Below are 24195 nucleotides of genomic sequence, written 5' to 3' on the forward strand. Positions count from 1 at the left end.
CTACGATCGATTGATAAGATCCCATAACCACCTATTTTGCCATGAGTAATCAATCCAATGAAATCCCGCGTGTTACCGGTCTGCTGGTGATCGAAGCCCGAAATTCAAACCCCAATGGTGATCCTGACCGTGAGAGTGATCCGCGTATGAGGTCTCACGATGGCCGCGGAATGATCAGCGATGTTTCTTTCAAACGAAAGTTGCGCGAACTTGTAATTGCGAAAGATGGCCCCGTCTGGCAAGAAATGAAATCCATGATGGGACTGGAGGACGCTGCATATGGGATCCATGTGGACCAGAATACCCGGGATAAGGCGAAATCTGCCAAGAAAGAAGGAGAGAAAAAAGATTTGGCGGGTAATCATTGGGATGTACGGGTTTTTGGAAGCACCGCCCTTGAAGAAAAAGATAACTTCATCCGGACGGGTGTAGTGCAGTTCGGGTTGGGTGTTTCCGCAGCCAAAATCCGTATCCAACGGGACACCAACACGGTGAAAGCGAACGTTGATGCGGGTAAGAACGCCGATAGGGGAATGGCTCCACTTGGATTCCGGGTTGTGGAACATGGTGTATATTCGATGCCCTTCATGATCAATCCAACGGCAGCGGTGAAGAGTGGCTGTGAGATCAAAGATATTGAGCTGCTTTGCCGCCTGATCCCATACGCTTATTCCCACAATATTTCGCGTGTCAGGCCGTTCGTGGAGGTGAGGCACGCGTGGTATTTCCAGCATGTCAACCGCTTGGGTTCAGCCTCTGACTTTGCCGTGATTGATTCACTCACCCCTTCAAAACCTGATCCCAAGGAACCTTCCTCGGCATGGGATGACTATGGCTATGAGGGGACGTCGGTAATTTCCCTGGCAAGGAACCGGTTCGACGGACGGTTCTCGAACTTTGGAGATCTGTGCGATCCGTCATTCATTACACAGCTGTTCAATCCTCCCCAATGAGAGAACCTCTTGCCCATAGCGCCAGGTTTGGCCGGGAAACGCAATCCTACGCGGCGCATGTGGGTGCTGTTCACGCCGGTGGGGTGGCACGGGGAGAGAGGATGCTGGCTTACTATCATCCATCCCGGACGTCGCCTGATGCCACCACGTTAAAGGATGTGTTGGAAAATGCCGGCTTCTTCCATGATCTCGGAAAGTTGGATCCCGGTTTCCAGGAGACTCTCCGCAACAACCATAAATCCGAAGATCATATCCGGCACGAGGATGCAGGCGTAGCTTGGCTTCTGGAAAACAGGGCACTGGAAGCGGCCGGCCTGGTTTCCGCACATCATCAGGGTTTGGTCCATTATAAGGTCCGCACGGACTCCCCGGAAAATGTAGGTGAGATCCGGGCTTCCACCTTCAGGATTGATTGTGCGAAGACTCAGACGGCGACGGCGCAGCGATTGGACGATTATCTGGCCGAGCACGAGAGATGGATGGATTCCCGGGCTGTGAAGGGAGCACTCCCAGCCGACGGGCTGACGGGCTTGACCCGAAGGCTTCTTCTTTCCTGTCTGGTGGATGCGGATCATTCGGATACGGCGGCCCACTATGGAAACGAGGCGCTCCCCCGGCCTGTTCAAACAAGATGGCAGGAACGCCTTGAGGCATTGGATCGATATGTGGAAGCACTCCCACGACCGGATCCGGCTAGTGCGGGTGAGGGAGAGATGAAGAGGCAGGAAATCCGCGATCGTCTCTATCACGCTTGCAGGGATGCTGGGACGGCCAATCCCATGCGCCGGTGCGATGCGGTGGTGGGCTCCGGGAAGACCACCGCGGTTATGGCACACCTGCTTCAGGTAGCGGCTACCCGGAACCTCCGGCACATTATCATTGTCGTCCCATATACGAACATCATCACTCAGACGGTAGGGGATCTCAGGGAGGCGATCTGCCTGGATGAGGAGAACCCTGAGGAGGTTGTCGCTGAGCATCACCATCAGGTGGAGTTTTCAAATGAGTCTATCCGGCACCTCTCAACCTTGTGGAGAGCACCTGTGATCGTAACCACCGCCGTACAATTTTTCGAGACTCTGGCCGCTAACAAGACCTGCCGCCTCCGCAAACTACACGAATTGCCGGGGTCTGCTGTGTGTCTCGATGAAGCGCATGCGGCTTTGCCGGTGACACTATGGCCAATTTGCTGGAGATGGTTGAAAGAATGGATAGAAAGGTGGGACGGTCATCTGGTCCTGGCTTCCGGGTCTCTCCCCTCATTCTGGAAAATAGATGAATTCCGTTTAATCGTGAAGGGGAAAAACCCCTCCGGCCTGGCCCAAGGCAACCCGGAGGATCTGGAGAATCTGGCGCCAGATCTCAAGCTGGAGTCTGAAACCGCGGAACATGCACGGGTGAAGTTCCAAACGATCAATGAGCCTCTGACTCCTGATGAACTCCTAGATAGGGTAGCTGCCGCTCCGGGGCCTCGCATCCTCGTTGTGAACACTGTTCATAGTGCGGCAATGCTCGCACACAAAATGAGAGAGGAAAATCGAGGCAAGGTGGTTCATCTTTCCACCGCCCTTACACCCGCCCATCGATCAGCCATCGTGGAGAGGATCAAGCGTCTTCTGCGCACTGAGCAAGAATGGACCCTTATAGCCACCAGTCTCGTGGAGGCCGGTATGAATTTTTCATTTGCGTCAGGTTTCCGGCAACGGGCATCCGTCGCTAGTTTGATCCAACTGGGTGGCCGCGTAAACCGCCATGGCGATCGGGTGGGACATTGCTTCGTCACGGATTTTGATTTTGTGCGGAACTCCCAAACTCCCGACAATCCGGCGCTCACCCACTCCAAGGCGGCACTTTCCAGATTGTTCGAACGGAAGTGGATATCGTCCGACAAACCGGCGGATCTTTCCAAGATCTGCCTAGCCGCGATGGAGGTGGAGTTCCAGAGCGATGCTCAGAAAGAGGCGCTTGGAATGGTGGAGGCGGAATGGTTTGCCAGAAATTATCCTGAGGTCGCTGAGAAATGCCGCATCATCCAGACAGAAGCGAAAGTTGTGGTGATCGATCCCAACGTCATTGCGAGAATCAAGCGGTGGGAAAAGGTATCCTCTCTGGAAGTTTCCCGCGGCAGTGTTCAGATCTATCCACATAAGATCACGAATTTAGCGTTGAAACGTCTTTCTCGGGAGAAAGAGCCTGAGCTTTACGAATGGCCGGAAGGTTACGTATATGAACAAGATTTCCTTGGTTATATGGCGCAGTTCATCGGCACCAAGGCTTCCGATCTTCCTTCCGGGCATTTCATCTGATTTTTAAACCATGTATCCGGAAGACCAGCTCATCCCGATCTCGGCATTGCAGCACTGGCTGTATTGCCCGCGGCAGTGCGCGCTGATCCACGTGGAGCGGGTCTGGGTGGAGAACCGCTTCACGGCGGAGGGGAGGGTGATGCACGCCCGGGCGCATGATGGCCCGGATGAATCCCGGCAGGGGGTGCGGATCACGCGCGGTCTGCCGGTGCGCTCGCTGCGCCTGGGTCTCTCCGGCGAGTGTGATGTGGTGGAGTTCCACGCCGGGGGACGCATCCTCCCCGTGGAATACAAAAGGGGGAAGCCGAAGGCCCACCGGGCGGATGAGGTGCAACTTTGTGCCCAGGCCCTGTGTCTGGAGGAAATGCGGGGTGCCACCATCTCCGGGGGCTGTCTCTACTATGGCGAGCGCCGCCGCCGGACGGAGATTGCCTTTGACGAAGAATTGCGGGAACTGGCAGCCACCACCGCGGCGGCCGTCCACGGATGTTTCGCCGATGGCATCACCCCATCGGCTGAATATGAGGCGCGGCGGTGTGATGCCTGCTCCCTCCTGGATCTTTGCCAGCCCCGCTCGCTGCGCTTCAGGCGCGGTGCCGCGGCATGGTTCAACCAGCGTCTCCGCACCAGCCTGTCGGAAGAACCATGAAACGCCACCTCAATACCCTTTTCGTCACCCTGGAAGGCTCCTATCTGCGGAAAGATGGGGCTGCGGTGGAAATCAGGCATGAGGGGGAAACGAAGCTGCGCGTGCCGTTGCACAACCTGGAGGGCATCGCGTGCTTCGGCTGGGATATCGGGGCTTCCGCCGCCCTCCTGGCCGCCTGTGCGGAAGCAGGCGTGGCACTTTCCTTCCATACCCCCCATGGCAAATTTCTTGCCGCCACCCGTGGCTTTACCTCCGGTAACATCCACCTCCGCCGGGAACAATACCGCCGTGCGGACGATGAGCCTTCTTCTGTCGCCATCGCCGCGAACATGCTGGCCGCCAAGTTGGCGAACAGCCGCCAGGTCATCATGCGCGCCGCGCGTGACCATGGCGGGAAATCTCCGGAGCGGGCCGCCGCCCTCGGGCAGGCGGCGGATCTCATCGCCGTGAGGATCGGCCTGCTGGGGCGCGCAACAACCCTTGACTCACTCCGTGGCATCGAGGGGGATGCCGCTTCCATCTACTTCGCCGCGTTTCCCCATCTGCTGGTGAACCACGATCCGGCAGTCGGTATTTCCGGGCGCTCCCGTCGTCCGCCGCTCGATCCCGTCAACGCCCTGCTTTCGTTTCTCTACACCCTCCTCATGCACGACTGCCGCGGCGCACTGGAGAGCTGCGGGCTGGATCCCCAGTGTGGTTTTCTCCACCGTGATCGTCCCGGACGTCCTTCGCTTGCGCTGGATCTCATGGAGGAGTTCCGTGCATTCCTCGCCGACCGGGTGGCGCTTACACTGATCAACCGGCAGCAGATCACCTCGTCCGACTTTCACACCGGGGAATCCGGAGCGGTCCTCCTCAAGGAAGATTCGCGCAAGCAGGTGCTCGTCGCCTGGCAGGAGCGCAAACAGGATGAGATCTCCCATCCCTTTCTCGATGAGCGGGTCACCGTCGGTATGCTGCCCCACCTTCAAGCCCGTCTTCTCGCACGGCACCTGCGGGGAGATCTGGACGCCTACCCGGCGTTTCTCGCAAAATGACATCCCTTCCCGCAGCCCATGTATATCCTGATCACCTATGATGTGAGTACCACCACTCCGGCCGGGAAATCCCGGTTGCGCCGCGCCGCGAAGGCTTGTCTGGACTATGGGCAGCGGGTACAGAATTCCGTCTTTGAGTGCAAGGTCGATCCGGCTCAACTGGTAACAATGAAGACGCGGCTTCTGGAGATCATCAACCCGGAGACCGACAGCCTGCGCTTTTATCACCTCGGGGCGAACTGGCAGCAGCGCGTCGAACATCACGGCGCGAAATCCGGCTACGACGTGAACGGGCCCCTCATCATCTAGGCCGGACATCCAACTTTGCAGGCAGGCACCGATCAGGCGCCCGGAAAGGCAGGCGCGAACCCGAAGTGGTCATTGAATCCTCGGAGGGTTCGCGTTCATTGTAACTGCCTTCCGATCAGTTCTTTGACATCCAAAAATGATGGAAAGTGGATTTCCAGGGAGCTGGAGACGGTTGGTTTCGCGGAAACATCTGTTCTTTCCTTAGCGGCGTATGGGCTTCAGGATACCGCGGTCGCCCCTTCACAGGGGCGCGGGTTGAAACGCCGCCATATCCACCGCCGCAACGCCCGACCTTGGTCGCCCCTTCACAGGGGCGCGGGTTGAAACCACGTAGCCCCAGGCCACACATCTCCTGAATGAGTCGCCCCTTCACAGGGGCGCGGGTTGAAACATCGAATACTGCCGCCAGGATGTCCGAGTCGAGTCGCCCCTTCACAGGGGCGCGGGTTGAAACACACTCACGTGCGGAGGGAGGAGACAACGCGGGTGTCGCCCCTTCACAGGGGCGCGGGTTGAAACACCGAGAGCGCGGGGGAATACATCGGCACCGCCCGTCGCCCCTTCACAGGGGCGCGGGTTGAAACGACATCGACGGCCGGAACACCGACATATGGGTCCAGTCGCCCCTTCACAGGGGCGCGGGTTGAAACACCGTCCACCAGATAGGTTCCGGCTCCGGGGTCGAGTCGCCCCTTCACAGGGGCGCGGGTTGAAACGATCCAGATCGGCCACAAGAACTGTAAGCGGGGCCGTCGCCCCTTCACAGGGGCGCGGGTTGAAACCCACTCAAACTGATGCCCTTCCAGCCACTCCAGAGTCGCCCCTTCACAGGGGCGCGGGTTGAAACACCCAGGGCTATTATTACCCGGGCGGCGGCGGTGGTCGCCCCTTCACAGGGGCGCGGGTTGAAACTCCAAATCGACATCCCAGACACCATGACCACCGAGTCGCCCCTTCACAGGGGCGCGGGTTGAAACGAGTGTTCCAGGTCGTCGGCCCAAAGCAGTTCCGTCGCCCCTTCACAGGGGCGCGGGTTGAAACGATCTCACGGATCAGCACAACAATCGCGCGCAGAGTCGCCCCTTCACAGGGGCGCGGGTTGAAACCACAACAGCACTCCCCAAGAGGCCATTGCCGCGAGTCGCCCCTTCACAGGGGCGCGGGTTGAAACATGTCGGACCGGATGTTTCCGGCCTGGCGGACGGGTCGCCCCTTCACAGGGGCGCGGGTTGAAACCGCGGTCCGTTACGATGCCGAGCAGTCGCTTTCCGGTCGCCCCTTCACAGGGGCGCGGGTTGAAACATCGGCAACGTGTATTTGATGAGCGGAACCCCGGGTCGCCCCTTCACAGGGGCGCGGGTTGAAACCCCGGAAGTCGGCCATTTCCACAAACTAACAGTTGTCGCCCCTTCACAGGGGCGCGGGTTGAAACAATTCGCCAAGCACATCATCGCCCAGAAGCTTGGGTCGCCCCTTCACAGGGGCGCGGGTTGAAACGGTTACTAGCATTCTAGTAACGTGTTCGCAATGGTCGCCCCTTCACAGGGGCGCGGGTTGAAACATATGGAGATTATCCAAATCAATCCGGGGTATGCGTCGCCCCTTCACAGGGGCGCGGGTTGAAACATCGGCGGAACCGTCCGCCAATGCGACAAGATTGGTCGCCCCTTCACAGGGGCGCGGGTTGAAACAAACAATCTCCACAAACAACAAACCGCAAAACAAAGTCGCCCCTTCACAGGGGCGCGGGTTGAAACGATACCGGACACTTCATGACCATGCTCAGGTTCAGTCGCCCCTTCACAGGGGCGCGGGTTGAAACGGCGAATACATCGTGCAGTCGCACGGCTCCGACAGTCGCCCCTTCACAGGGGCGCGGGTTGAAACCCTGGGATATGGGAAAGCCCATCGCCTCACCGGGTCGCCCCTTCACAGGGGCGCGGGTTGAAACATCCTCATGTGCGACGACCACTATCTCGTCAGCAAGTCGCCCCTTCACAGGGGCGCGGGTTGAAACATCCGCCTTTTCAAAGCCCGCTTCGCACCCATGGTGTCGCCCCTTCACAGGGGCGCGGGTTGAAACGCGGCCGTCACCGTGATCACCCGGTTCTGGGACGTCGCCCCTTCACAGGGGCGCGGGTTGAAACATCGACGGCGACTTCCTGCTGGGCGGGGGTGAGGGTCGCCCCTTCACAGGGGCGCGGGTTGAAACGGCGGCCTGGTAGGTGGTGATGATGGCAGCGATCGTCGCCCCTTCACAGGGGCGCGGGTTGAAACATCTGGATGTCGTAAAGACCATCGTGAAGTCTGTGTCGCCCCTTCACAGGGGCGCGGGTTGAAACGACTACTTCAAGACGACAGGACAGCAACAAAAGGGTCGCCCCTTCACAGGGGCGCGGGTTGAAACTACGCGAGGGAACACTTCACGAAGTTCCGGCTCCGTCGCCCCTTCACAGGGGCGCGGGTTGAAACACTGTCAAAATTTTCGCTAGACATTAAATAGGAAGGTCGCCCCTTCACAGGGGCGCGGGTTGAAACCTCGATGGATGTGGCCATGGAGGATGAGAAGGATGGTCGCCCCTTCACAGGGGCGCGGGTTGAAACCCGTCGAAGCAATCGGTGAGGTCACCGTCAGCGGTCGCCCCTTCACAGGGGCGCGGGTTGAAACGTCCTGGTGAACACCGATCCCTTCGGGGTGATCGGGTCGCCCCTTCACAGGGGCGCGGGTTGAAACTCTTCCTCCTTGGTCGGAAACGCGATGACGTTCGAGTCGCCCCTTCACAGGGGCGCGGGTTGAAACCAGTAGCGGCAGAGGGTCTTATGGTTCTGGTCTACGTCGCCCCTTCACAGGGGCGCGGGTTGAAACAGAAATTTTTCTTAACCTCGTTTTACCAGGCTGGAGTCGCCCCTTCACAGGGGCGCGGGTTGAAACTGGTCTACAATGCGCAGCAGCGCCGTTCCAGAGGGTCGCCCCTTCACAGGGGCGCGGGTTGAAACCCCCCAAGCTCCGCGAGTCCCTCACCCAACAGGGTCGCCCCTTCACAGGGGCGCGGGTTGAAACGCATGTGCTGGCCCCGGATCTGAGGAAGCCGTGTCGCCCCTTCACAGGGGCGCGGGTTGAAACGTGACGACATGCTGCGGATGCTCAAATCGCATCGTCGCCCCTTCACAGGGGCGCGGGTTGAAACGTTTGGCGGTCATGACAAAGCAGGGCTGAAGATAGTCGCCCCTTCACAGGGGCGCGGGTTGAAACGTCGATTCCGTGGAGGTGAAGCAAGCGGAGGGGTCGCCCCTTCACAGGGGCGCGGGTTGAAACATCACGGACGACCCGGAGGCGGTCCGCGACCAGTGTCGCCCCTTCACAGGGGCGCGGGTTGAAACGGGCAGAGTATGAGCAGGCTCGGTTGTCGATGAGTCGCCCCTTCACAGGGGCGCGGGTTGAAACAGCCACAGGCAGGTTGCCTTGCTTTCCGGGTGGCCGGTCGCCCCTTCACAGGGGCGCGGGTTGAAACAACTTTCCAGCCTTCGCATCCTTCAAGACCCTATGTCGCCCCTTCACAGGGGCGCGGGTTGAAACAGGTTGGCCTAGCTGAAGGGAACAATTTGATGATGTCGCCCCTTCACAGGGGCGCGGGTTGAAACGTCCGGGATGTGAGTGAACGAGATCCGCATGGGGTCGCCCCTTCACAGGGGCGCGGGTTGAAACACCATCGACGGAGAACAGGCGGCCAGGAACAGTGGTCGCCCCTTCACAGGGGCGCGGGTTGAAACGATGACCGGACGGAGAAGGTGCTCTCCACGCTGGAGTCGCCCCTTCACAGGGGCGCGGGTTGAAACATCCCCGGATGCTGCGGGAGGCCACCCTGATGGGGTCGCCCCTTCACAGGGGCGCGGGTTGAAACTTCCGGCGAGGCGGAAACGCCCACAATTCGCACCGTCGCCCCTTCACAGGGGCGCGGGTTGAAACATTGATTAGTTGTAGGTTGGTGAGTTCCAGTCCGCGTCGCCCCTTCACAGGGGCGCGGGTTGAAACCGGCATCACTGCCCTGGATGCCGTTCTTGGCCAGTCGCCCCTTCACAGGGGCGCGGGTTGAAACCTCGCGGCGCTGGTTGGATTCGTCGGTCCAGGTGTCGCCCCTTCACAGGGGCGCAGGTTGAAACGGCGACCGGTCCAGGTCCAGATGGTGAGGCCGTCGTCGCCCCTTCACAGGGGCGCGGGTTGAAACGGTCAACGGCGGCGAGGTAACGCCCTACCTCGGGTCGCCCCTTCACAGGGGCGCGGGTTGAAACGGATGACTGAATGACTGATAACGCGGGTCGATCTGTCGCCCCTTCACAGGGGCGCGGGTTGAAACGACCTGCTGGCGGACGGCACCATCTCCCTTTCCAGTCGCCCCTTCACAGGGGCGCGGGTTGAAACGATGTCGATCATCAGGTTGAGATCAGAATTCATGGTCGCCCCTTCACAGGGGCGCGGGTTGAAACTCCGCCGCCGTGAAAACCTTGTTGGAGGTGCCGTGTCGCCCCTTCACAGGGGCGCGGGTTGAAACGCCGTCCGGTCACTCGCCTTCCTCCCCCCGCGGAGTCGCCCCTTCACAGGGGCGCGGGTTGAAACGTCCCCTCGATCACCAGCCGCTCCAGCTCCTTCGGTCGCCCCTTCACAGGGGCGCGGGTTGAAACGCACCCAGCGGAAGCCATACCATTGACGGCGCAAGTCGCCCCTTCACAGGGGCGCGGGTTGAAACCCAGCAGGCGGGGCAACAAGGGATGGGGTCGGTCGTCGCCCCTTCACAGGGGCGCGGGTTGAAACCCAGCAGGCGGGGCAACAAGGGATGGGGTCGGTCGTCGCCCCTTCACAGGGGCGCGGGTTGAAACGCGGACCTTGTCTCCGTAGGCCTCCGCCTGCGCGGTCGCCCCTTCACAGGGGCGCGGGTTGAAACCTCACCATCCACGAGGAACACATCGGACAAACTTGTCGCCCCTTCACAGGGGCGCGGGTTGAAACAACAACTGAGGAGCTGCATGGAAACGACCGAAATGTCGCCCCTTCACAGGGGCGCGGGTTGAAACTTCCGCGAAGGCCGCTGGGCCGACGATCCCAAGAGTCGCCCCTTCACAGGGGCGCGGGTTGAAACATCGACGAAGGGCACCGGGCGTCGGATGTGCGGCGTCGCCCCTTCACAGGGGCGCGGGTTGAAACAGGAGTCGGCTGGGACGCGACGAGCGAATCCCTGGTCGCCCCTTCACAGGGGCGCGGGTTGAAACGTTTGGTGCGGGTGAAGTTGCCCTGGCGGTAGAAGTCGCCCCTTCACAGGGGCGCGGGTTGAAACTCGTCGAGGAGGGGCGGGGTTTTCCACGGGATGGTCGCCCCTTCACAGGGGCGCGGGTTGAAACATGATGGCGTCGGCGCGTTGCTGCGGGGAACGGAGGTCGCCCCTTCACAGGGGCGCGGGTTGAAACCATCTGCTGATGATCGGCCAGAGCAATGCGGCGGTCGCCCCTTCACAGGGGCGCGGGTTGAAACAGGAAGCTGATATAAAATTTGACGCTGCTGGTTGGTCGCCCCTTCACGGGGGCGCGGGTTGAAACCTACGGCCTGCCCGTCATCCTCGATGATGACGGGAGTCGCCTCTTCACGGGGGCGCGGGTTGAAACAGCACGCTGGCGCGGACCCGGCGGAGATCGCGGGTCGCCCCTTCACGGGGGCGCGGGTTGAAACACCAGTCCTTGCTGCCGATTTCGGGGAGTTCGATGGTCGCCCTTCACATCCACCGGTCCAGGCTTGTGAGGGATTATCTGGCATCCACGAAAGGCAAGATCATCGCGGAGCGGCTGCCCGCCTACGCGCCGGGGCTCAACCCGGCGGAATACATCTGGGCGCATCTCAAACAACACGAGATGGGCAACCTGCTGGTGAAGGAAGCTTGGCAGCTGTCGCATCACACCAGCGCGGCGTTGAGGAAAATGAGACGCAGGCCGAAGATCATCCGGGCGTGTTTCGCGCAAGCTTCATTATGGCCCAAATTATCACTTTAGTGCGCATGAGCCAATAATCAAGGCTCTCCACATTAGGGGTAATTGAACCATAATGGTAGCGAAGCGGACAGTGGCCCTGGGGCGGAAAGATAATGGCGCTTTGGAATCACCATGTCTGACGATAAAGCCGGATGATTTCTTCTGCATCCGGCACCTTGGGATTGTTGGCGGGGCTTCCGGAGGCGAGGGCGTCTCCGGCCATTCTCGGAAGAAAAGCTTCGAACACTTCTGCAGTCACTCCAGGACATTCGGACAGACGAGGGATGCGGAGGTCCTGATTAAGGGATTCGAACCATGACAGCAACTCATCGCCCGCGACCGGATCGGAAGTGCCCTCATCCGCGCAACCGACGGTCCGGGCGATGGTGGCGTATCTTTCCGAAGATGCAGGCAGGGAGTAGGCGGTGACGGCGGGTAGCAGGATGGCGTTCGACAGGCCGTGGGGCAGATGGAACACCGCACCGATGGGACGGCTCATGCCATGGACGAGGGCCTCGCTGCCGGTGCCTGCGGTGGTGGGTACGGCGATCAGAGGCAGGCCGGGGTGCGGGATTTTGTGCAGCCCCATGAACTCCGGCAGCGGTTGGGGATTCGATGGACGGATGGCGATGACTTTCGCGGTATCGATGGGTGAACCCCCGCCGATGGCGATGATGATATCGGCGCGATGGTCTTCGAGGGCGGCCAAGCCGGAAGCAACGTTTTCATCGGTGGGATCGGGCTGCACCTGATCGAAGACGGAGACGTCCAGTCCCTCGCGGATGAGGTCGGCGGAGATTTCCCCGATGACACCGAGCCGGACGACTCCGGGATCGGTGACGAGGAGCACGCGGGTGCCGCCGAACTCGCGGACGAGGCGGGGTAGATGATGGCGGGAGCCTCCTCCATGAAGAATCACGGATGGTGTATCGAAACGAAAGGGTTGGGGTGGAGTCTTCATTGTTCACCAGCCCATGGCCCGCATGTAGTTGTTGTCCCAGCGGGAGAGTACGCACTTTTGCCGCGTGTAAAACATGACGCCTTCGATGCCCTGCACATGGAGATCGCCGAAGAAGCTCTGGTTCCAGCCGGAGAAGCTGAAAAGGGCCATTGGGGCAGGCACGCCGACGTTCACGCCTAGCATGCCGGCCTGCATGGTCCGGACGAACTGCCGTGCGGCGGCCCCGCTGGATGTGAAAATGGAGGCCCCGTTGCCAAAGGTCAGGCGGTTCATCATTCCGATCGCTTCGTCGAGGGTTTGTGGACGGACCAAGGACAGAACGGGGCCGAAGATTTCCTCTTCGAAAAGTTTCATGCCGGGGCGGACCCGATCGATGAGAGCCGGTCCGGCGAAGAAGCCTTCTTCGGGAGATTGGCCGCGGGAGGTTCCATCGTAGGCGATCTCGGCACCTTCGGCGGAGGCGTGGGAGAGGAAATCGCGGACCCGGCTTCTGGCGCCGGAGTCGATGAGGGGACCCATCTCCGCGTGGTCATTGGCGCTGGTGTCGATCACCTTGAAGCGGGAGATCGCGCCGCTCACGCGGTCGCGCCATTCGTCGGCGGTGGATTCTCCGACTGGCATGAGGATGGATCCCGCCATGCAGCGTTGTCCGGCGCAGCCGTAGAAGAGCCGAGGATGGCGCGGAGGGTGGCATCGGGCTCGGCGTCAGGCATGACGAGCAGCACGTTCTTCGCTCCGCCCGCGGCCTGGACACGTTTGCCTTTTTGGCAGGCCAGCGAATAAACATGAGCGGCGACATGGGAGGAACCGACGAAGCTGACGGACGCGATGCCGGGGTGGGTGCAGATGCTGTCGACGATCTCACGGCCGCCGTGGATGATGTTGAGGACGCCATCGGGGAGTCCCGCTTCCGCGAACAGTTCGGCGAGACGGATGGCGGTCAGGGGAACTTTTTCGCTGGGCTTGAGGATGAAGGTATTTCCGCAGGTGATGGCGAGCGGATACATCCACATCGGGACCATCGCGGGGAAATTGAAGGGGGTGATGCCGGCGCAGACGCCGAGCGGGATCGTGGTGACATCTCCTTCTCCCGGTGAAGTGACGATTCGATCGCGCAGTCTTGATGCATTGAGGCAGTTCAGCCCGCAGCGGCCATCGCTCCAGCGGGTGAAGGTGAATGGAACGGTGATATTCTGTCGGCCAGGGAAGTTTTTCTACCTGCAGGATGGAGGTCGTGCGATCCGGGTGGAGACGCGCGATGGAGCGCAGCTTGCTCCAGGCGACCGTGTCGAGGTACTGGGTTATCCGGAAGTGAGGAGATACTTCGCCGAAATCACTGGTGCGGAGGTGATCAAGTTGGGGGAAGCCAAACTTCCCGAAGTGGTGAAGACTTCACGGGGACAGATTTTGAAACGTTGGCAACTGTCGGATTCATCGGGCGGGCTGGATGGGATGCGGGTGGAAATACGCGCGCGGCTTGAGAAGATCGAAACGCTGCCCGACGGGGGGAGTCGGCTTTTCTCCATCATGAAGGATATACGGTATTCGCCGAGTTGCCGGACAAGAGTGGAAATGAACCGAACCTTCAGCTTGGAAGCGAGTTAGCTGTTTCCGGAATCTGTGTGATGGAGCTTAACATCAGTTGGCCGGCCGTGGATTGGATCTTACCGGGGAATTTTCATCTGCTGGTTCAGGATCTGAATGACATCGTGGTGGTCCGGGAGGCCCCGTGGTGGACCCCGAGACGGATCTGGGTCGCTCTTTCGATGGTCGCGTTATCAGCGGCGGCGGCGGCGGGGTGGGTGATGATACTCCGTCGGCAAGTGGAGTTCCATGATACACTGGAGCAAGAGCTGACGGGGCTTTCGATCCAGATGGATGCGGCGTCGGATTCTCTTCCCGCCCGTCCGGATCATGCGTTGAAGGCGCTTGAATGCGCGAGGACGTTGCTGGATTACACAAGGGGTGAGGCGAGGCGGTCGATATGGGATCTGAGGGCGATGGCGATCCAGGAGAAAGGGTTGTTCGGGGCGCTGGAGTGGAGCGGGGAGCAATTTCGCGGAGCGGGTAGTCCTGATATCCGGTTTTCTTGCATCGGGGAAACCCGGAGGCTGGATTCGCGGGTGGAGAATCACTTGCTGCGCATCGCGACGGAATGTCTGACGAATGTGGTCAAGCATTCGGGAGCGTCGTCGGTGGATGTGAAACTGAGTTTTGAAGCGAGTGAAGTGATCTTGTCCGTGGAGGACGCCGGTGTTGGATTCGTGCTTCCGGGGCCGGAAGAACCGTTGAAGGGGCATTTTGGATTGCGGGGAATGAAGGAGAGGGCGAATCAGATCGGAGCGAAGCTTGAAGTGACCACCCGTGTTGGAGAAGGGACGCGAATCGAGGTGAGGGTTCCACTGGAGAAAAATTCCAAAGGAGTGCGAAAACAATCAGGGTAATGCTGGTGGATGATCATTTCATCGTTCGTGTGGGTCTGGCGGGTTCCCTGGCGCTTGAACCGGGAATTCAAATCGTGGCGGAGTGCGGGACCGGAGAGGAGGCTGTCGAAGTTTATACAAAGTGCATGCCTGATGTGTTGCTGATGGACTGGAGGCTTCCCGGGATGAACGGGGTGGAGGCGACTCAATGTATCCTTGGCAAGCATTCTTCCGGGAAAGTGATCATCCTGAGCGCATTCGAGGGGCAGGAGGATATCTATCGGGCCGTGGAGGCGGGTGTATCGGGTTACTTGCCGAAGTCGGTGAGAAGAAGGGAACTCTTGACGGCGATCCGGAAAGTGCATGGCGGAGATCATTATTTTCCGATCGATATATGGGAAAAGTTTAGCGAGAGGAAATCAGGGGCGGCACTCAGTGGGAAAGAGTTGGCGGTGCTGCGACTGATTGCCCGTGGTTTCTCGAATAAGGAGATCGCAAGCGATCTTAATGTGGCCGAAGTGATCGTGAAATTCTACGTGGGTAGCATACTGAAAAAAATGAATGTCTCGGATCGGACTCAGGCTGCGATGGAGGAACTCCAACGCGGGATCATGCATCTGGATTGATTGACTCCTGGAAATGGTACAAGTCTGGATGTTGATTCGGCCTTGGAGTGTGGCTGCGATCATGGCTGCCTGAATGGTGCCTCCGCTGGGCGTGGCTCTGGCCGCCACCCTTTTCAAGAACCGCTTCCCCCCCGATGAACGGCAGGCGACGAAGGCCAGCGCGGTGCCGGGCATCTCCTTCATCACCGAAGGTGCGATCCCCTACACCGCGGCGGACCGTGCCTGTACCAAAGATTGGAGATGAGCCGGTATGGCTCACCATGGGACAATGCACCCGAAAATCGGTTGTATCCAGGCTGTCCGGATCGCCCACATGCTGTTTGAATCCTCCCATGGTTTCCTTATTGGGGAGGATGGGTTCCAGCGGTGTGATGATGCTCTTGCTGCTGCCGGGATACTTTGGGCTGACGCCCCTCGCGGCGGCGGATGACCACACCACCCATACCCAGACGGTGAAGAGTCCGCGCGCGCAGCTTCAGGATGGTTTCGGCTATGCCCTGGCCATCTCCGGAGACACGGCGATCATCGGCGCCGCAGGAGACGATGAAGATGCTTACGGCGCGGGGGCCGCGTATGTTTATGTGAGGAAACCGGGTGGCTGGGAGCTACAGGCGAGGATCAGGAAACCCGGCATCCCGGAACACCAGGATCTCTTCGGCGGTGGCGTGGCCATCGATGGGGATACCATGGTGATCGGCGCTCCCCACGCTACGATTTTCGCCGAGGAAAGCAGGAGGAAGTCAGGTGCGGCGTATGTCTATGTGAGGACCGGCACCGTCTGGAACCTGCAGGGGGTCCTCGCCCCATCGAACACCCGTTTCCCCCCCAGCTTCGGTTCGCAGGTGGTGATCGAGGGAAACACCATCGTGGTGGGCGCCCCGAGGGACACCGGCGGCCGCAATGATGCCAATGGCGAGGTGGTGGATGAACCATGGGATCCGGAGGATCTGGCTCCTGACAGCGGAGCTGCCTACGTTTTCGTCCGCAACGGGACAACCTGGACACAGACCGCCTACCTGAAGGCTCCGGATGTCGTGTATGAACTCCAGGACTCCGGACGGCTGAACCGCCGGGCTGATGAGTTCGGCTCCGCGCTGGCCATCGAGGGAGGCACCATCGCGATCGGCGCCAGTGGCGTGAACCGCCATGTCAGGATCGAGGACAAGATCCAGATCTCCGCGAAGTCCTACGAGGCGGGTGCCGTGTATATCTTCAACAAACAGGGGGCGAAGTGGAAGATGTCCACGAAGCTGATGAGCCCGGACGCACAGGTGACCGACCGTGAATTCTTCGGCCAATCCGTCGCGCTGTCGGGAGGGACGCTGGCGGTCGGCGCGCCCCTCGCATCCACAGGCGTTTTCCAATCCGGAGCGGTCTACGTCTATCGCGGCGGCGGATCGAACTGGTCGATGATGAAACGCCTGCAGGCGGATAATGCGGATCCGCAGGACCAGTTCGGTCACAGGGTGGCCATCGGCGGACGGACCATCTGGGTGGGGGCGATCAATGAATCCGGCTCCGACTACGGCATCAACGGTGATGGCAGCCTCAACGACGATATCGTGAGCGGTGCGGTCTACGCCTTTGAAGGAGAAGGCGGCTCCTGGACGCAGAAGGCCTACATCAAGCCGGTGCGCGACCTCGGCACCGTCAACATCGGCAACTCGATCACCGTGGACGGCAAGGACACGTTGATAGGCCACAGCGCCTCAAAGGAAGTGTTTTTCTACAACTCCGAACCTCCGAAGCCGGTCATCTTCATCCACGGCGTGGCAGGCAGCGTGCTGCGCAGCGGAGGGAACGAAATCTGGCCTACGGTGGTCCCCACGAATGTCGCCGCGCTGAACCTGAACACCGGTCCCACCGATGTGGAGGCGGTCGATGTCGTCCGGGAATATGACGTTGGTGGCGCGGGGCTGAAGATCGAGCAGTTCTACGGTCCGTTCATCCGCTACATGGAGAAAAAGATCGGCCACCGGGAGTTCCCGCTGGAGGGGCAGCGCAGCCGCCTGACCTCCGACTACATGGCGACTACCTCGTTCGAACGGAAGCCGACGTTTTTTGTGTTCCCCTATGATTGGCGGAAGCCGAATGCCAGCCATATGGCCACGCTGCGGCAGTACATCCAGAACATCCGCCAACTGCACGGCGGGGCGAAGGTCAGCCTGGTGGTCCACAGCATGGGCGGGCTGGTGATGCGGCGGTACCTGCTGGAGTATGGCACGGAGGACATCGACAAGGTGGTCACCGTCGGCAGCCCCATCCTCGGTGCGCCGGAGGTGTCCCACCGGATGATCACGGGAAATTTCTTCGGCGTGGCACCGGTGGACTTCATCAACAACCGGGTGATGAAGGACGCCATCGCGACGATGACCGCGGTCCATGAGCTGCTGCCCTCCCCGCTCTACCACCAGCACTGGGGTTTCCCGCTATTCCAGGAAAAGAACGTGGACTTCAACAACAACGGGCTGTCGGACGAGGGCTATGACACCAGCCAGTTCCGCTCCATGGTGGACAATGAGGCCCCTTTCGCCACGCCCTCCATCAGCAACATCCAGTTCCACTCCTTCATGAACGGACGCCAGGGCGACTGGTCGGCGGATGACGGATCGGTGAAGTTCCTCCACATCGTCGGCAAGCAGGCGGTGGACCAGACGACGGTGTGCGTGGAGGTGGAGACGCGGTCCATCCTCACCGCACTGGACACACTGGTCACCCCCCACCCGACCCTCCGCTTCAACAAGGTCCATGGCGAAGGGGACGGCACGGTGCCCATCCTGAGTTCCCGCCGCCTGCCCCAATACCTCCCCCCCGGCGCGCTGATGCGCGAGATTTCCGAACCGACGCCCGGTGTCGGCTCCGGTGACCAACCGCCCGGAACGTCCGCGGAACACACCGGCCTGATGGCCAACGGACAGGTGCTGACGATGATCGCCGGGTTCCTGGAAACCGGCACGCTGGACGACGCGCCCTCACCGGCACCCGCGCCGACGCCGCCAGCGAAGAAGAACGCCCCGCGCAATACGCCACCTCCCACGCTGGCGGAGGCACTGGACAACACCGCCCTGCCGTGGGACCCCGGGTTCGAGTTCCCATGGACCGGACAGACCGCCGTCACCCATGACGGGGTGGATGCCGCCAGCAGCGCACCTGGCATCGGCAACAGCCAGGAAAGCGTGCTCTCCACCTCGGTCGAAGGCCCCGGCATCTTCTCCCTCTGGGTGAAGGTCCGCTCCAGCTTCGGTGGGGATGTCTTCCAGGTGAGGCTCAACAACGAGGACATGGAGGGGGGCGCCGTTTTCGGAGATGCGGACTGGCAGAAGATTGAGTTCGGGATACCGGAAGGCTCGCACAACCTCGCGCTCGTCCATATCAACCATGCCGAACCGTCGGGGGAGCAAGGCGTCTGGCTGGACGAGGTAACCTACGTCCGAACCGTACCGTCGATGCAGGTCACGGAGGCCGATGGCAACCCGCTGAACCATGACGACTCCACCATCCGCTTCGGCCGTGTGGCTCCCGGTGGATCCGCGCAGGTCACGCTGCAGGTCACCAACGGAGGGAACGTCCCGCTGGAAGATCTGGCCGTCACCCTGCAGGGGGAGGATGCCGCCCGCTTTTCCGCTGGCGCCCTGCCGGCCATCCTCGCTCCCGGTGCATCCGCCGCACTCACGGTCACCTACACCGCGCCCGCAGGTAGGACAGTCACACAGAACGCGTCACTCCTTTTCACCAGCAATGATCCCACCCGTCCTGAAATCGAGATCGGGCTGACAGGCTCCACTCCCCTCGGCCGCAGGAAGATCAACATTCTCGGCTCCGGGTTTGTGGATATCCTCGACGGCAACGGGATCGCAAACACCCGCGTCAGCGACATCGCCGCCGCGAAGGTCCCCGGAGTGGATGTGACCTACGGTGGCGAGGAACGCTGGGTCACCATCGAGACCGACAGCGGAAAGGACCTGGTCCTGTCCGACGATGCCACTGATGGCACCGTCGATATCGAGATCATCGAAACGGATGCCACAGGGACCCCCATCGCGTTCTGGCGTTACCGCGCCAATCCGGACGGCGGCGCATGGAGGCTGGCGGTTCCCGCATCACTTTCGCCCGCACTGGATGTCGATCAGAATGGGGACGATGCCTTCGCCCCCGGCGAGCGCGTCGCCCCCGTCCGCACGGACAGCGGCCCGGGCATCGACCTGACGCCACCGGAGGTCACCCTGCAGCTCTCCCGCTCCGGGGAGAACATCACGCTCCAGCTTTCCGGCAGCGATGACGCCGGCGGCATCGTCCTCCGCTACAGCATCGACGGAGGCGCGTTGCAGACCTTCACCGGTCCGCTCTCATTCCCCGCGGGCACGGCGGCCAGCGTCCGCGTCTTCGCGGAAGACACCGCGGGAAATCTCTCCGGCGTCATCGATACCGCCATCCAGCCACCGCTGGCCATCTCAAAGGACCAGCCCGGTTCGCTCAAGCTCCGCTGGCCGGTCGCCGATGGGTATTTCCTCCAGGAAAGCACCGACCTCACCAGCACGTCGTGGACGCGTTCGGATCTGAAAGCCATTCGTGATGGGGGGAGTTCCGTCGCTTCCATCCCGCTTGGATCGGATGCGCCGCGGAAGTTCTACCGGCTGATCGCGAGTCGGGTGAGGCGGTGACGAGTCTTGCATAGCGGGACGGCTGCGCCGTTCCGGCTGGGCGCGTATGATGCGAAGACCCGGAAGGTTTCCGAGCTCCAGCCGACCGTGCCCGAAACGGAGATTGTCAGCGGTATCGCACCGGAAAGCGCTTTCGTCGCACCGCTCATCCGGACTTGGGTTGATGGAGTAGGCAACGCGATCGTGGTGACGGATGAGGGCAGCCCCATTCCGGAAATCCAACCGCGAATGGACGCGAATGGAAGGTGGATCGATGCCGAATTTCGAAGTGGAGCGGCGATTTTCCGAATGGAGAGCATGGCCCCCAGCCCTGGTTCAGGGTGAATTCGCGTCCATTGGTGTTCACTCGCGGTTCGGATTTTCTGAAACAAGCCGACAAACATCCTGACCATTCCGAAATGAGGTGGCCCTGGAAGAGTAGTTACTAGTAGGCTAGTAATTGGGGCTGGAACGGCGACATTTGCGTGCCAGCTCCAGCAAGGACCAGGCTGACAACCAGCCGTCCTCATCTGGCTCGTAATCATCCCACGGTCCGGGATCTTCGATCGCGGTGTGAGGAGTGAAATTATCCGAAGGTTGCGATGAAGGGCACCGGATCTGTTCGAAGAGTTGGTTATTTTTGGTCTGATGGATGCAGGCTCCAACGTCACCAGGTGCCCCCTCGGACTCTGCTGAGTCAGTTGCAGATTTCAGGCCGGTCGGAGTGGTGTTCGGCTGCAATGGTAGGCGATGCGGCGATTCCTCGATGGGACTCCCGATTGTGTCTTTGCTGGGGACGGTTCCCGTGGCGTCAATGCCGGGATTCCCGCGCATGCTTTAATGAACTTCGTCGCACCGAAGGCCATGTTGGTGCTGCTGGAAACGATGTGCATCTAACGCACTAAAAATCAGCGATGGAGGCGGAGGAGGGAATCGAACCCTCGAATGACGGTTTTGCAAACCATTGCCTTACCACTTGGCTACTCCGCCATCGCTGTGTAACGCGGGGCCGAGTGATTACGCCCCGGGGCGGGGGTTGTCAATGCCCGGATTTACCCCAGAGGGATGAAATCGCGGCGTCAAGGGCGGAGATGGCGATATTCAGGCCCTCCTGGGTGATGCTGAGGGGGGGCATGAGGACGATAGTGTCGAGGATCGGGCGGGTGAGCAGACCGTGTTTCGCTGCTTCCCGGCAGACCGCTTCGCCGATTCTGGACGCCCGGGGGAAGCGTTGGCCGTCCGGCTGGCGCAGCTCGATTCCCGCGACAAATCCGCATTGCCGGACGTCGTGGATGACCGGGTGCCGGGACTTCATTTCCGCGAGCCGTTCCGCCAGGTGCCGGATCTTCGGTTGCAGGTTCTCCAGAGTGTTCTCCCGTGCGAACAGTTCCAGCGATGCCAGCGCGGCGGCGCAGCCAAGCGGATTCGCGGTGTAACTGTGGCCATAGTAGAACGCCTTTTCCGCGTCACCCAGGAAAGTGGAGTGGATTTCTTCCGTGGTGAGGGTGGCGGCCAGCGGCAGGTAGCCGCCCGTCAGGCCCTTGGCGAGGCAGAGGAAATCCGGAATGACTTCCTCATGCTGGCAGGCGAACATGCGGCCCGTGCGGCCGAAGCCGGTCATCACCTCATCCAGGATGAGATGCACGCCATTGGCGGAGCACCATTCCCGCAGCGTGCGGAGCATGCCCGGCGGCCATGGGCGCATCTCGTTCACGCCCTGGATCAGCGGCTCGATGATCACCGCCGCGATGTTCCCGGCGTCCACCGACGCGAGGTCGTTCACTGATGAAAGATGGACGGCGGGAAAGCCATGGGTCCGCGTCTGGAACCGTGCCACCCCACCGAGCGAGGAGGCCCCCAAGGTGTCCCCGTGATAGGCATCGTGGAAGGCGATGAAATGCGTCCGCTCCGGCGCGCCGGACTGGCGGTGCGACTGGAGGGACATCTTCAAGGCGCACTCGATGGCGGTCGATCCGTCGTCGGAGAAAAAGACCCGCTCCAGCGAACCGGCGGGAAAAAGCCCGGCCAGCTTTTCCGCCAGTTCCGCCGCCAGCGGATGGGTGAAACCGAGGAACGAAGAGTGTGAAATTTTCCCAAGTTGAGTGGAAATGGCGGCATTCAGCGTCGGGTGGTTGTGGCCGTGGATGTTCGTCCAGATCGACGAATTCCCGTCGATGTAGCGCCTGCCTTCGGAATCATGGAGCCACACGCCCTCCCCGTGGGTGATGACCACCGGCTCGCTCTCCGGCGCGCACCACTCGGCCTGCCGGGTGAACGGGTGCCAGCAGTGCGTCTTGTCGAGATGGAGCCAGCGGGCGGTGTCGTCGCGCATGAGGGGAGTGAAGAGGGAAGAATGGGAATTGGGAAGTTCGGTCCTGTGAAGGGGTTTTCCAACCGCGAATGGATGCCAATGAACGCGAATCAGGTGGAGTAATCCCGATCCATTTCTTGAAATTCGCGTTCATTGGCGTCCATTCGCGGTTTTTCGTTCCTTGCCCCGGCGTTGACGGGGCGCGGCGGGGGGGGTATGCGTGCGGGCCGCTTTTCCGCCGATGTCCATCTCCGCCTACGCCACTCCTTCTCCCCCGCTCGAGCGGGAGGTGAAACGCCGCCGTTCCTTTGCGATCATCTCGCACCCGGACGCGGGCAAGACCACGCTCACGGAAAAGTTCCTCCTCTACGGCGGCGCCCTCAATCTGGCTGGCTCCGTCACGGCGCGGAAAAACCAGCGCGCCACCACCTCCGACTGGATGGAACTGGAAAAGCAGCGGGGCATCTCCGTTTCCTCCACCGTCCTCCAGTTCGAGTACAAGGACTGCGTGGTGAACATCCTGGACACACCCGGTCACAAGGACTTCTCGGAGGACACCTACCGGGTGCTCACTGCGGTGGATGCCGCCGTGATGGTGGTGGATGCCGGCAAGGGCATCGAAAGCCAGACGCGCAAGCTGTTCGAGGTCTGCCGCCGCCGTGGCGTGCCGATCTTCACCTTCATGAACAAGCTGGACCGCCCGGCCCGGCCATCGCTCGACCTGCTGGACGAGCTGGAGAGCGTGCTGGGGATCGCCGCCTATCCCCTGAACTGGCCGCTGGGTGACGGTCCCCGTTTCAAGGGCGTCTATGACCGCGAGCACAAGCAGGTCCACCTGTTCGAGCGGACCGTCCACGGTGCCTACCGCGCTCCGGTGAGCGTGAAGGGCATCGAGGACGAGAGCGTGAAGAACGCCATGGACGAGAAGACCTACCAACAGGTCTGCGACGAGCTGGAGCTGCTGGAAGGCGCCGGTGCGGATTTCGACATCTCCGCCGTGCTGGCCGGGGAACTCACGCCCGTCTTCTTCGGTTCCGCCGCCAACAACTTCGGTGTCCAGCTCCTGCTCGACCGCTTCCTGGAGCTTTCCCCGCCGCCGCTGGTGAAGGAAACCGAGAACGGCCCGATCAACCCCGCCTCGGAAAAGTTCTCCGCCTTCGTCTTCAAGATCCAGGCGAACATGAACCCGAAGCACCGCGACCGTGTGGCCTTCATCCGCATCGTCTCCGGAAAGTTCGAGCGCGACATGAATGTGCTCAACACCCGCAGCGGGGAAAAGATGCGCCTTTCCAACTCCCAGCGCCTCTTCGCCCGCGACCGGGAGACGGTGGACGACGCTTTCGCCGGGGACGTCGTCGGCCTGGTGGGCAACCATGACCTGCTCATCGGTGACACGCTTGCGGAAAGCAAACAGGTCGTCTTTGACGAGATCCCGCGTTTCGCCCCGGAGTGCTTCTCCTGGCTGCACAACAAGAGCACCGCGAAGTACAAACGTTTCCGGGATGGCTTGGCCCAGCTTCTCAAGGAAGGCGTCGCCAGCGAGTTCACCCTGCTGGAGCAGACCGGCTCCCAGATCCCGCTGCTGGGTGCCGTGGGTCCGCTGCAGTTCGAGGTGCTCCAACACCGCCTGGAGGGCGAATACGCCGCCGAAACCCGGCTGGAACAGGCGGACTGGTCCATCGCCCGCTGGCTGAAGCCGAAGGAAGGCGACCCGCTCGCCCCGGAAGCACGGCCGTCGCTGTCGCTCGGCACCACACTGGCCCGGGATTCCAACGGCTGGCTCGTCGCCTTGCTCCCCAGCGAGTGGGCGTTCAAGACCTTCGCCGACAAGAACGAGGACTGGATCATCTCGGAGCAGCCGTTCCCGCCATTGGCCGCCGTTTGAGGCAAAGTGGTCGATAATCCGCTGCGGCGGCAGCCGCATCATCCGTTGTCATCGGGCGGAACTGATGCATCATTCCGCCG

The 24195-nt window shown here is 61.1% G+C and carries 15 protein-coding genes, 1 tRNA gene and 1 CRISPR repeat array; of the genes, 11 read left to right on the forward strand and 5 right to left on the reverse strand.

Annotated elements, in window-relative coordinates; all coding sequences use genetic code 11:
• Positions 1-41 precede the first annotated feature (41 nt).
• From KF712_09885 to KF712_09910, 6 genes are all read left to right on the forward strand, one after another.
• Positions 42-953 carry a type I CRISPR-associated protein Cas7 gene (locus KF712_09885; protein MBX3741289.1) on the forward strand — a complete coding sequence of 304 codons (912 nt, stop codon included), beginning with the start codon at positions 42-44 and terminating at the stop codon, positions 951-953.
• Positions 950-3259, forward strand: coding sequence for a CRISPR-associated endonuclease Cas3'' (locus KF712_09890; protein ID MBX3741290.1), 2310 nt, complete (start codon positions 950-952; stop codon positions 3257-3259). The genes KF712_09885 and KF712_09890 overlap by 4 nt, the downstream gene beginning before the upstream one ends.
• A 10-nt stretch (positions 3260-3269) precedes the next feature.
• The gene (cas4, locus tag KF712_09895) at positions 3270-3908 is read left to right on the forward strand and encodes a CRISPR-associated protein Cas4 (protein MBX3741291.1); all 639 of its coding nucleotides are present in this window, start codon (positions 3270-3272) and stop codon (positions 3906-3908) included.
• Positions 3905-4945: a type I-C CRISPR-associated endonuclease Cas1 gene (gene cas1c, locus KF712_09900; GenBank protein ID MBX3741292.1), complete on the forward strand. Its 1041-nt coding sequence runs from the start codon at positions 3905-3907 to the stop codon at positions 4943-4945. The genes cas4 and cas1c overlap by 4 nt, the downstream gene beginning before the upstream one ends.
• A gap of 18 nt (positions 4946-4963) precedes the next feature.
• Complete coding sequence (gene cas2 / locus KF712_09905) at positions 4964-5254, forward strand: CRISPR-associated endonuclease Cas2 (GenBank protein MBX3741293.1); 291 nt, start codon at positions 4964-4966, stop codon at positions 5252-5254.
• A 231-nt stretch (positions 5255-5485) separates the two neighbouring features.
• A CRISPR array of direct repeats spans positions 5486-10973; the repeat unit is 31 nt; unit sequence GTCGCCCCTTCACAGGGGCGCGGGTTGAAAC.
• 65 nt (positions 10974-11038) lie between these two features.
• The gene (locus KF712_09910; GenBank protein MBX3741294.1) at positions 11039-11290 is read left to right on the forward strand and encodes a hypothetical protein; all 252 of its coding nucleotides are present in this window, start codon (positions 11039-11041) and stop codon (positions 11288-11290) included.
• Between the two features lie 106 nt (positions 11291-11396).
• Here the strand turns inward: KF712_09910 and KF712_09915 are convergent, their stop codons facing one another.
• The 3 genes from KF712_09915 to KF712_09925 are packed head-to-tail and all read right to left on the reverse strand — an operon-like array spanning position 11397 to position 13420.
• Positions 11397-12188: an iron-containing alcohol dehydrogenase gene (locus KF712_09915; protein MBX3741295.1), complete on the reverse strand. Its 792-nt coding sequence runs from the start codon at positions 12186-12188 to the stop codon at positions 11397-11399.
• 45 nt (positions 12189-12233) lie between these two features.
• Positions 12234-12869 carry an aldehyde dehydrogenase family protein gene (locus KF712_09920; protein MBX3741296.1) on the reverse strand — a complete coding sequence of 212 codons (636 nt, stop codon included), beginning with the start codon at positions 12867-12869 and terminating at the stop codon, positions 12234-12236.
• Positions 12806-13420 (reverse strand): aldehyde dehydrogenase family protein, encoded by a 615-nt coding sequence (locus tag KF712_09925; protein MBX3741297.1) that lies wholly within the window; start codon positions 13418-13420, stop codon positions 12806-12808. Before KF712_09925 ends, KF712_09920 begins: the two co-directional genes overlap by 64 nt.
• A gap of 435 nt (positions 13421-13855) precedes the next feature.
• Between KF712_09925 and KF712_09930 the strand changes: the two genes are divergently transcribed.
• The 4 genes from KF712_09930 to KF712_09945 all read left to right on the forward strand — a co-directional run bounded on the left by KF712_09930 (position 13856) and on the right by KF712_09945 (position 19940).
• Complete coding sequence (locus tag KF712_09930) at positions 13856-14674, forward strand: sensor histidine kinase (protein ID MBX3741298.1); 819 nt, start codon at positions 13856-13858, stop codon at positions 14672-14674.
• Positions 14674-15279, forward strand: a complete 606-nt coding sequence (locus KF712_09935) for a response regulator transcription factor (protein MBX3741299.1) — start codon at positions 14674-14676, stop codon at positions 15277-15279. The genes KF712_09930 and KF712_09935 overlap by 1 nt, the downstream gene beginning before the upstream one ends.
• A 73-nt stretch (positions 15280-15352) precedes the next feature.
• Complete coding sequence (locus KF712_09940) at positions 15353-15523, forward strand: hypothetical protein (GenBank protein MBX3741300.1); 171 nt, start codon at positions 15353-15355, stop codon at positions 15521-15523.
• 88 nt (positions 15524-15611) lie between these two features.
• Complete coding sequence (locus tag KF712_09945) at positions 15612-19940, forward strand: alpha/beta fold hydrolase (GenBank protein MBX3741301.1); 4329 nt, start codon at positions 15612-15614, stop codon at positions 19938-19940.
• An 894-nt stretch (positions 19941-20834) separates the two neighbouring features.
• Here the strand turns inward: KF712_09945 and KF712_09950 are convergent.
• Together KF712_09950 and bioA are read right to left on the reverse strand one after the other, a co-directional pair.
• Positions 20835-20909, reverse strand: a tRNA-Cys gene (locus KF712_09950).
• A 49-nt stretch (positions 20910-20958) separates the two neighbouring features.
• Positions 20959-22251 carry an adenosylmethionine--8-amino-7-oxononanoate transaminase gene (bioA, locus tag KF712_09955; protein MBX3741302.1) on the reverse strand — a complete coding sequence of 431 codons (1293 nt, stop codon included), beginning with the start codon at positions 22249-22251 and terminating at the stop codon, positions 20959-20961.
• A 220-nt stretch (positions 22252-22471) separates the two neighbouring features.
• On the opposite strand from bioA, the gene KF712_09960 reads away from it, so the two are divergent.
• Entirely contained in the window at positions 22472-24115 is a 1644-nt protein-coding gene (locus tag KF712_09960) for a peptide chain release factor 3 (protein ID MBX3741303.1), read from the forward strand.
• Positions 24116-24195 lie beyond the last annotated feature (80 nt).

This window comes from Akkermansiaceae bacterium (assembly GCA_019634595.1).
In the GTDB taxonomy this organism is placed as follows: Bacteria; Verrucomicrobiota; Verrucomicrobiia; order Verrucomicrobiales; family Akkermansiaceae; genus Luteolibacter.

Excerpts from the sequence above, each read along its gene's own strand:
- KF712_09940 (MBX3741300.1), top strand. The coding sequence starts at position 15,353 with ATGGTGCCTCCGCTGGGCGTGGCTCTGGCCGCCACCCTTTTCAAGAAC.
- KF712_09930 (MBX3741298.1), top strand. The coding sequence starts at position 13,856 with ATGGAGCTTAACATCAGTTGGCCGGCCGTGGATTGGATCTTACCGGGG.
- cas4 (MBX3741291.1), top strand. The coding sequence starts at position 3,270 with ATGTATCCGGAAGACCAGCTCATCCCGATCTCGGCATTGCAGCACTGG.
- KF712_09945 (MBX3741301.1), top strand. The coding sequence starts at position 15,612 with ATGGTTTCCTTATTGGGGAGGATGGGTTCCAGCGGTGTGATGATGCTC.
- KF712_09885 (MBX3741289.1), top strand. The coding sequence starts at position 42 with ATGAGTAATCAATCCAATGAAATCCCGCGTGTTACCGGTCTGCTGGTG.
- KF712_09935 (MBX3741299.1), top strand. The coding sequence starts at position 14,674 with ATGCTGGTGGATGATCATTTCATCGTTCGTGTGGGTCTGGCGGGTTCC.
- bioA (MBX3741302.1), bottom strand. The coding sequence starts at position 22,251 with ATGCGCGACGACACCGCCCGCTGGCTCCATCTCGACAAGACGCACTGC.
- cas1c (MBX3741292.1), top strand. The coding sequence starts at position 3,905 with ATGAAACGCCACCTCAATACCCTTTTCGTCACCCTGGAAGGCTCCTAT.
- KF712_09890 (MBX3741290.1), top strand. The coding sequence starts at position 950 with ATGAGAGAACCTCTTGCCCATAGCGCCAGGTTTGGCCGGGAAACGCAA.
- KF712_09960 (MBX3741303.1), top strand. The coding sequence starts at position 22,472 with ATGTCCATCTCCGCCTACGCCACTCCTTCTCCCCCGCTCGAGCGGGAG.
- KF712_09920 (MBX3741296.1), bottom strand. The coding sequence starts at position 12,869 with ATGGCGGGATCCATCCTCATGCCAGTCGGAGAATCCACCGCCGACGAA.
- cas2 (MBX3741293.1), top strand. The coding sequence starts at position 4,964 with ATGTATATCCTGATCACCTATGATGTGAGTACCACCACTCCGGCCGGG.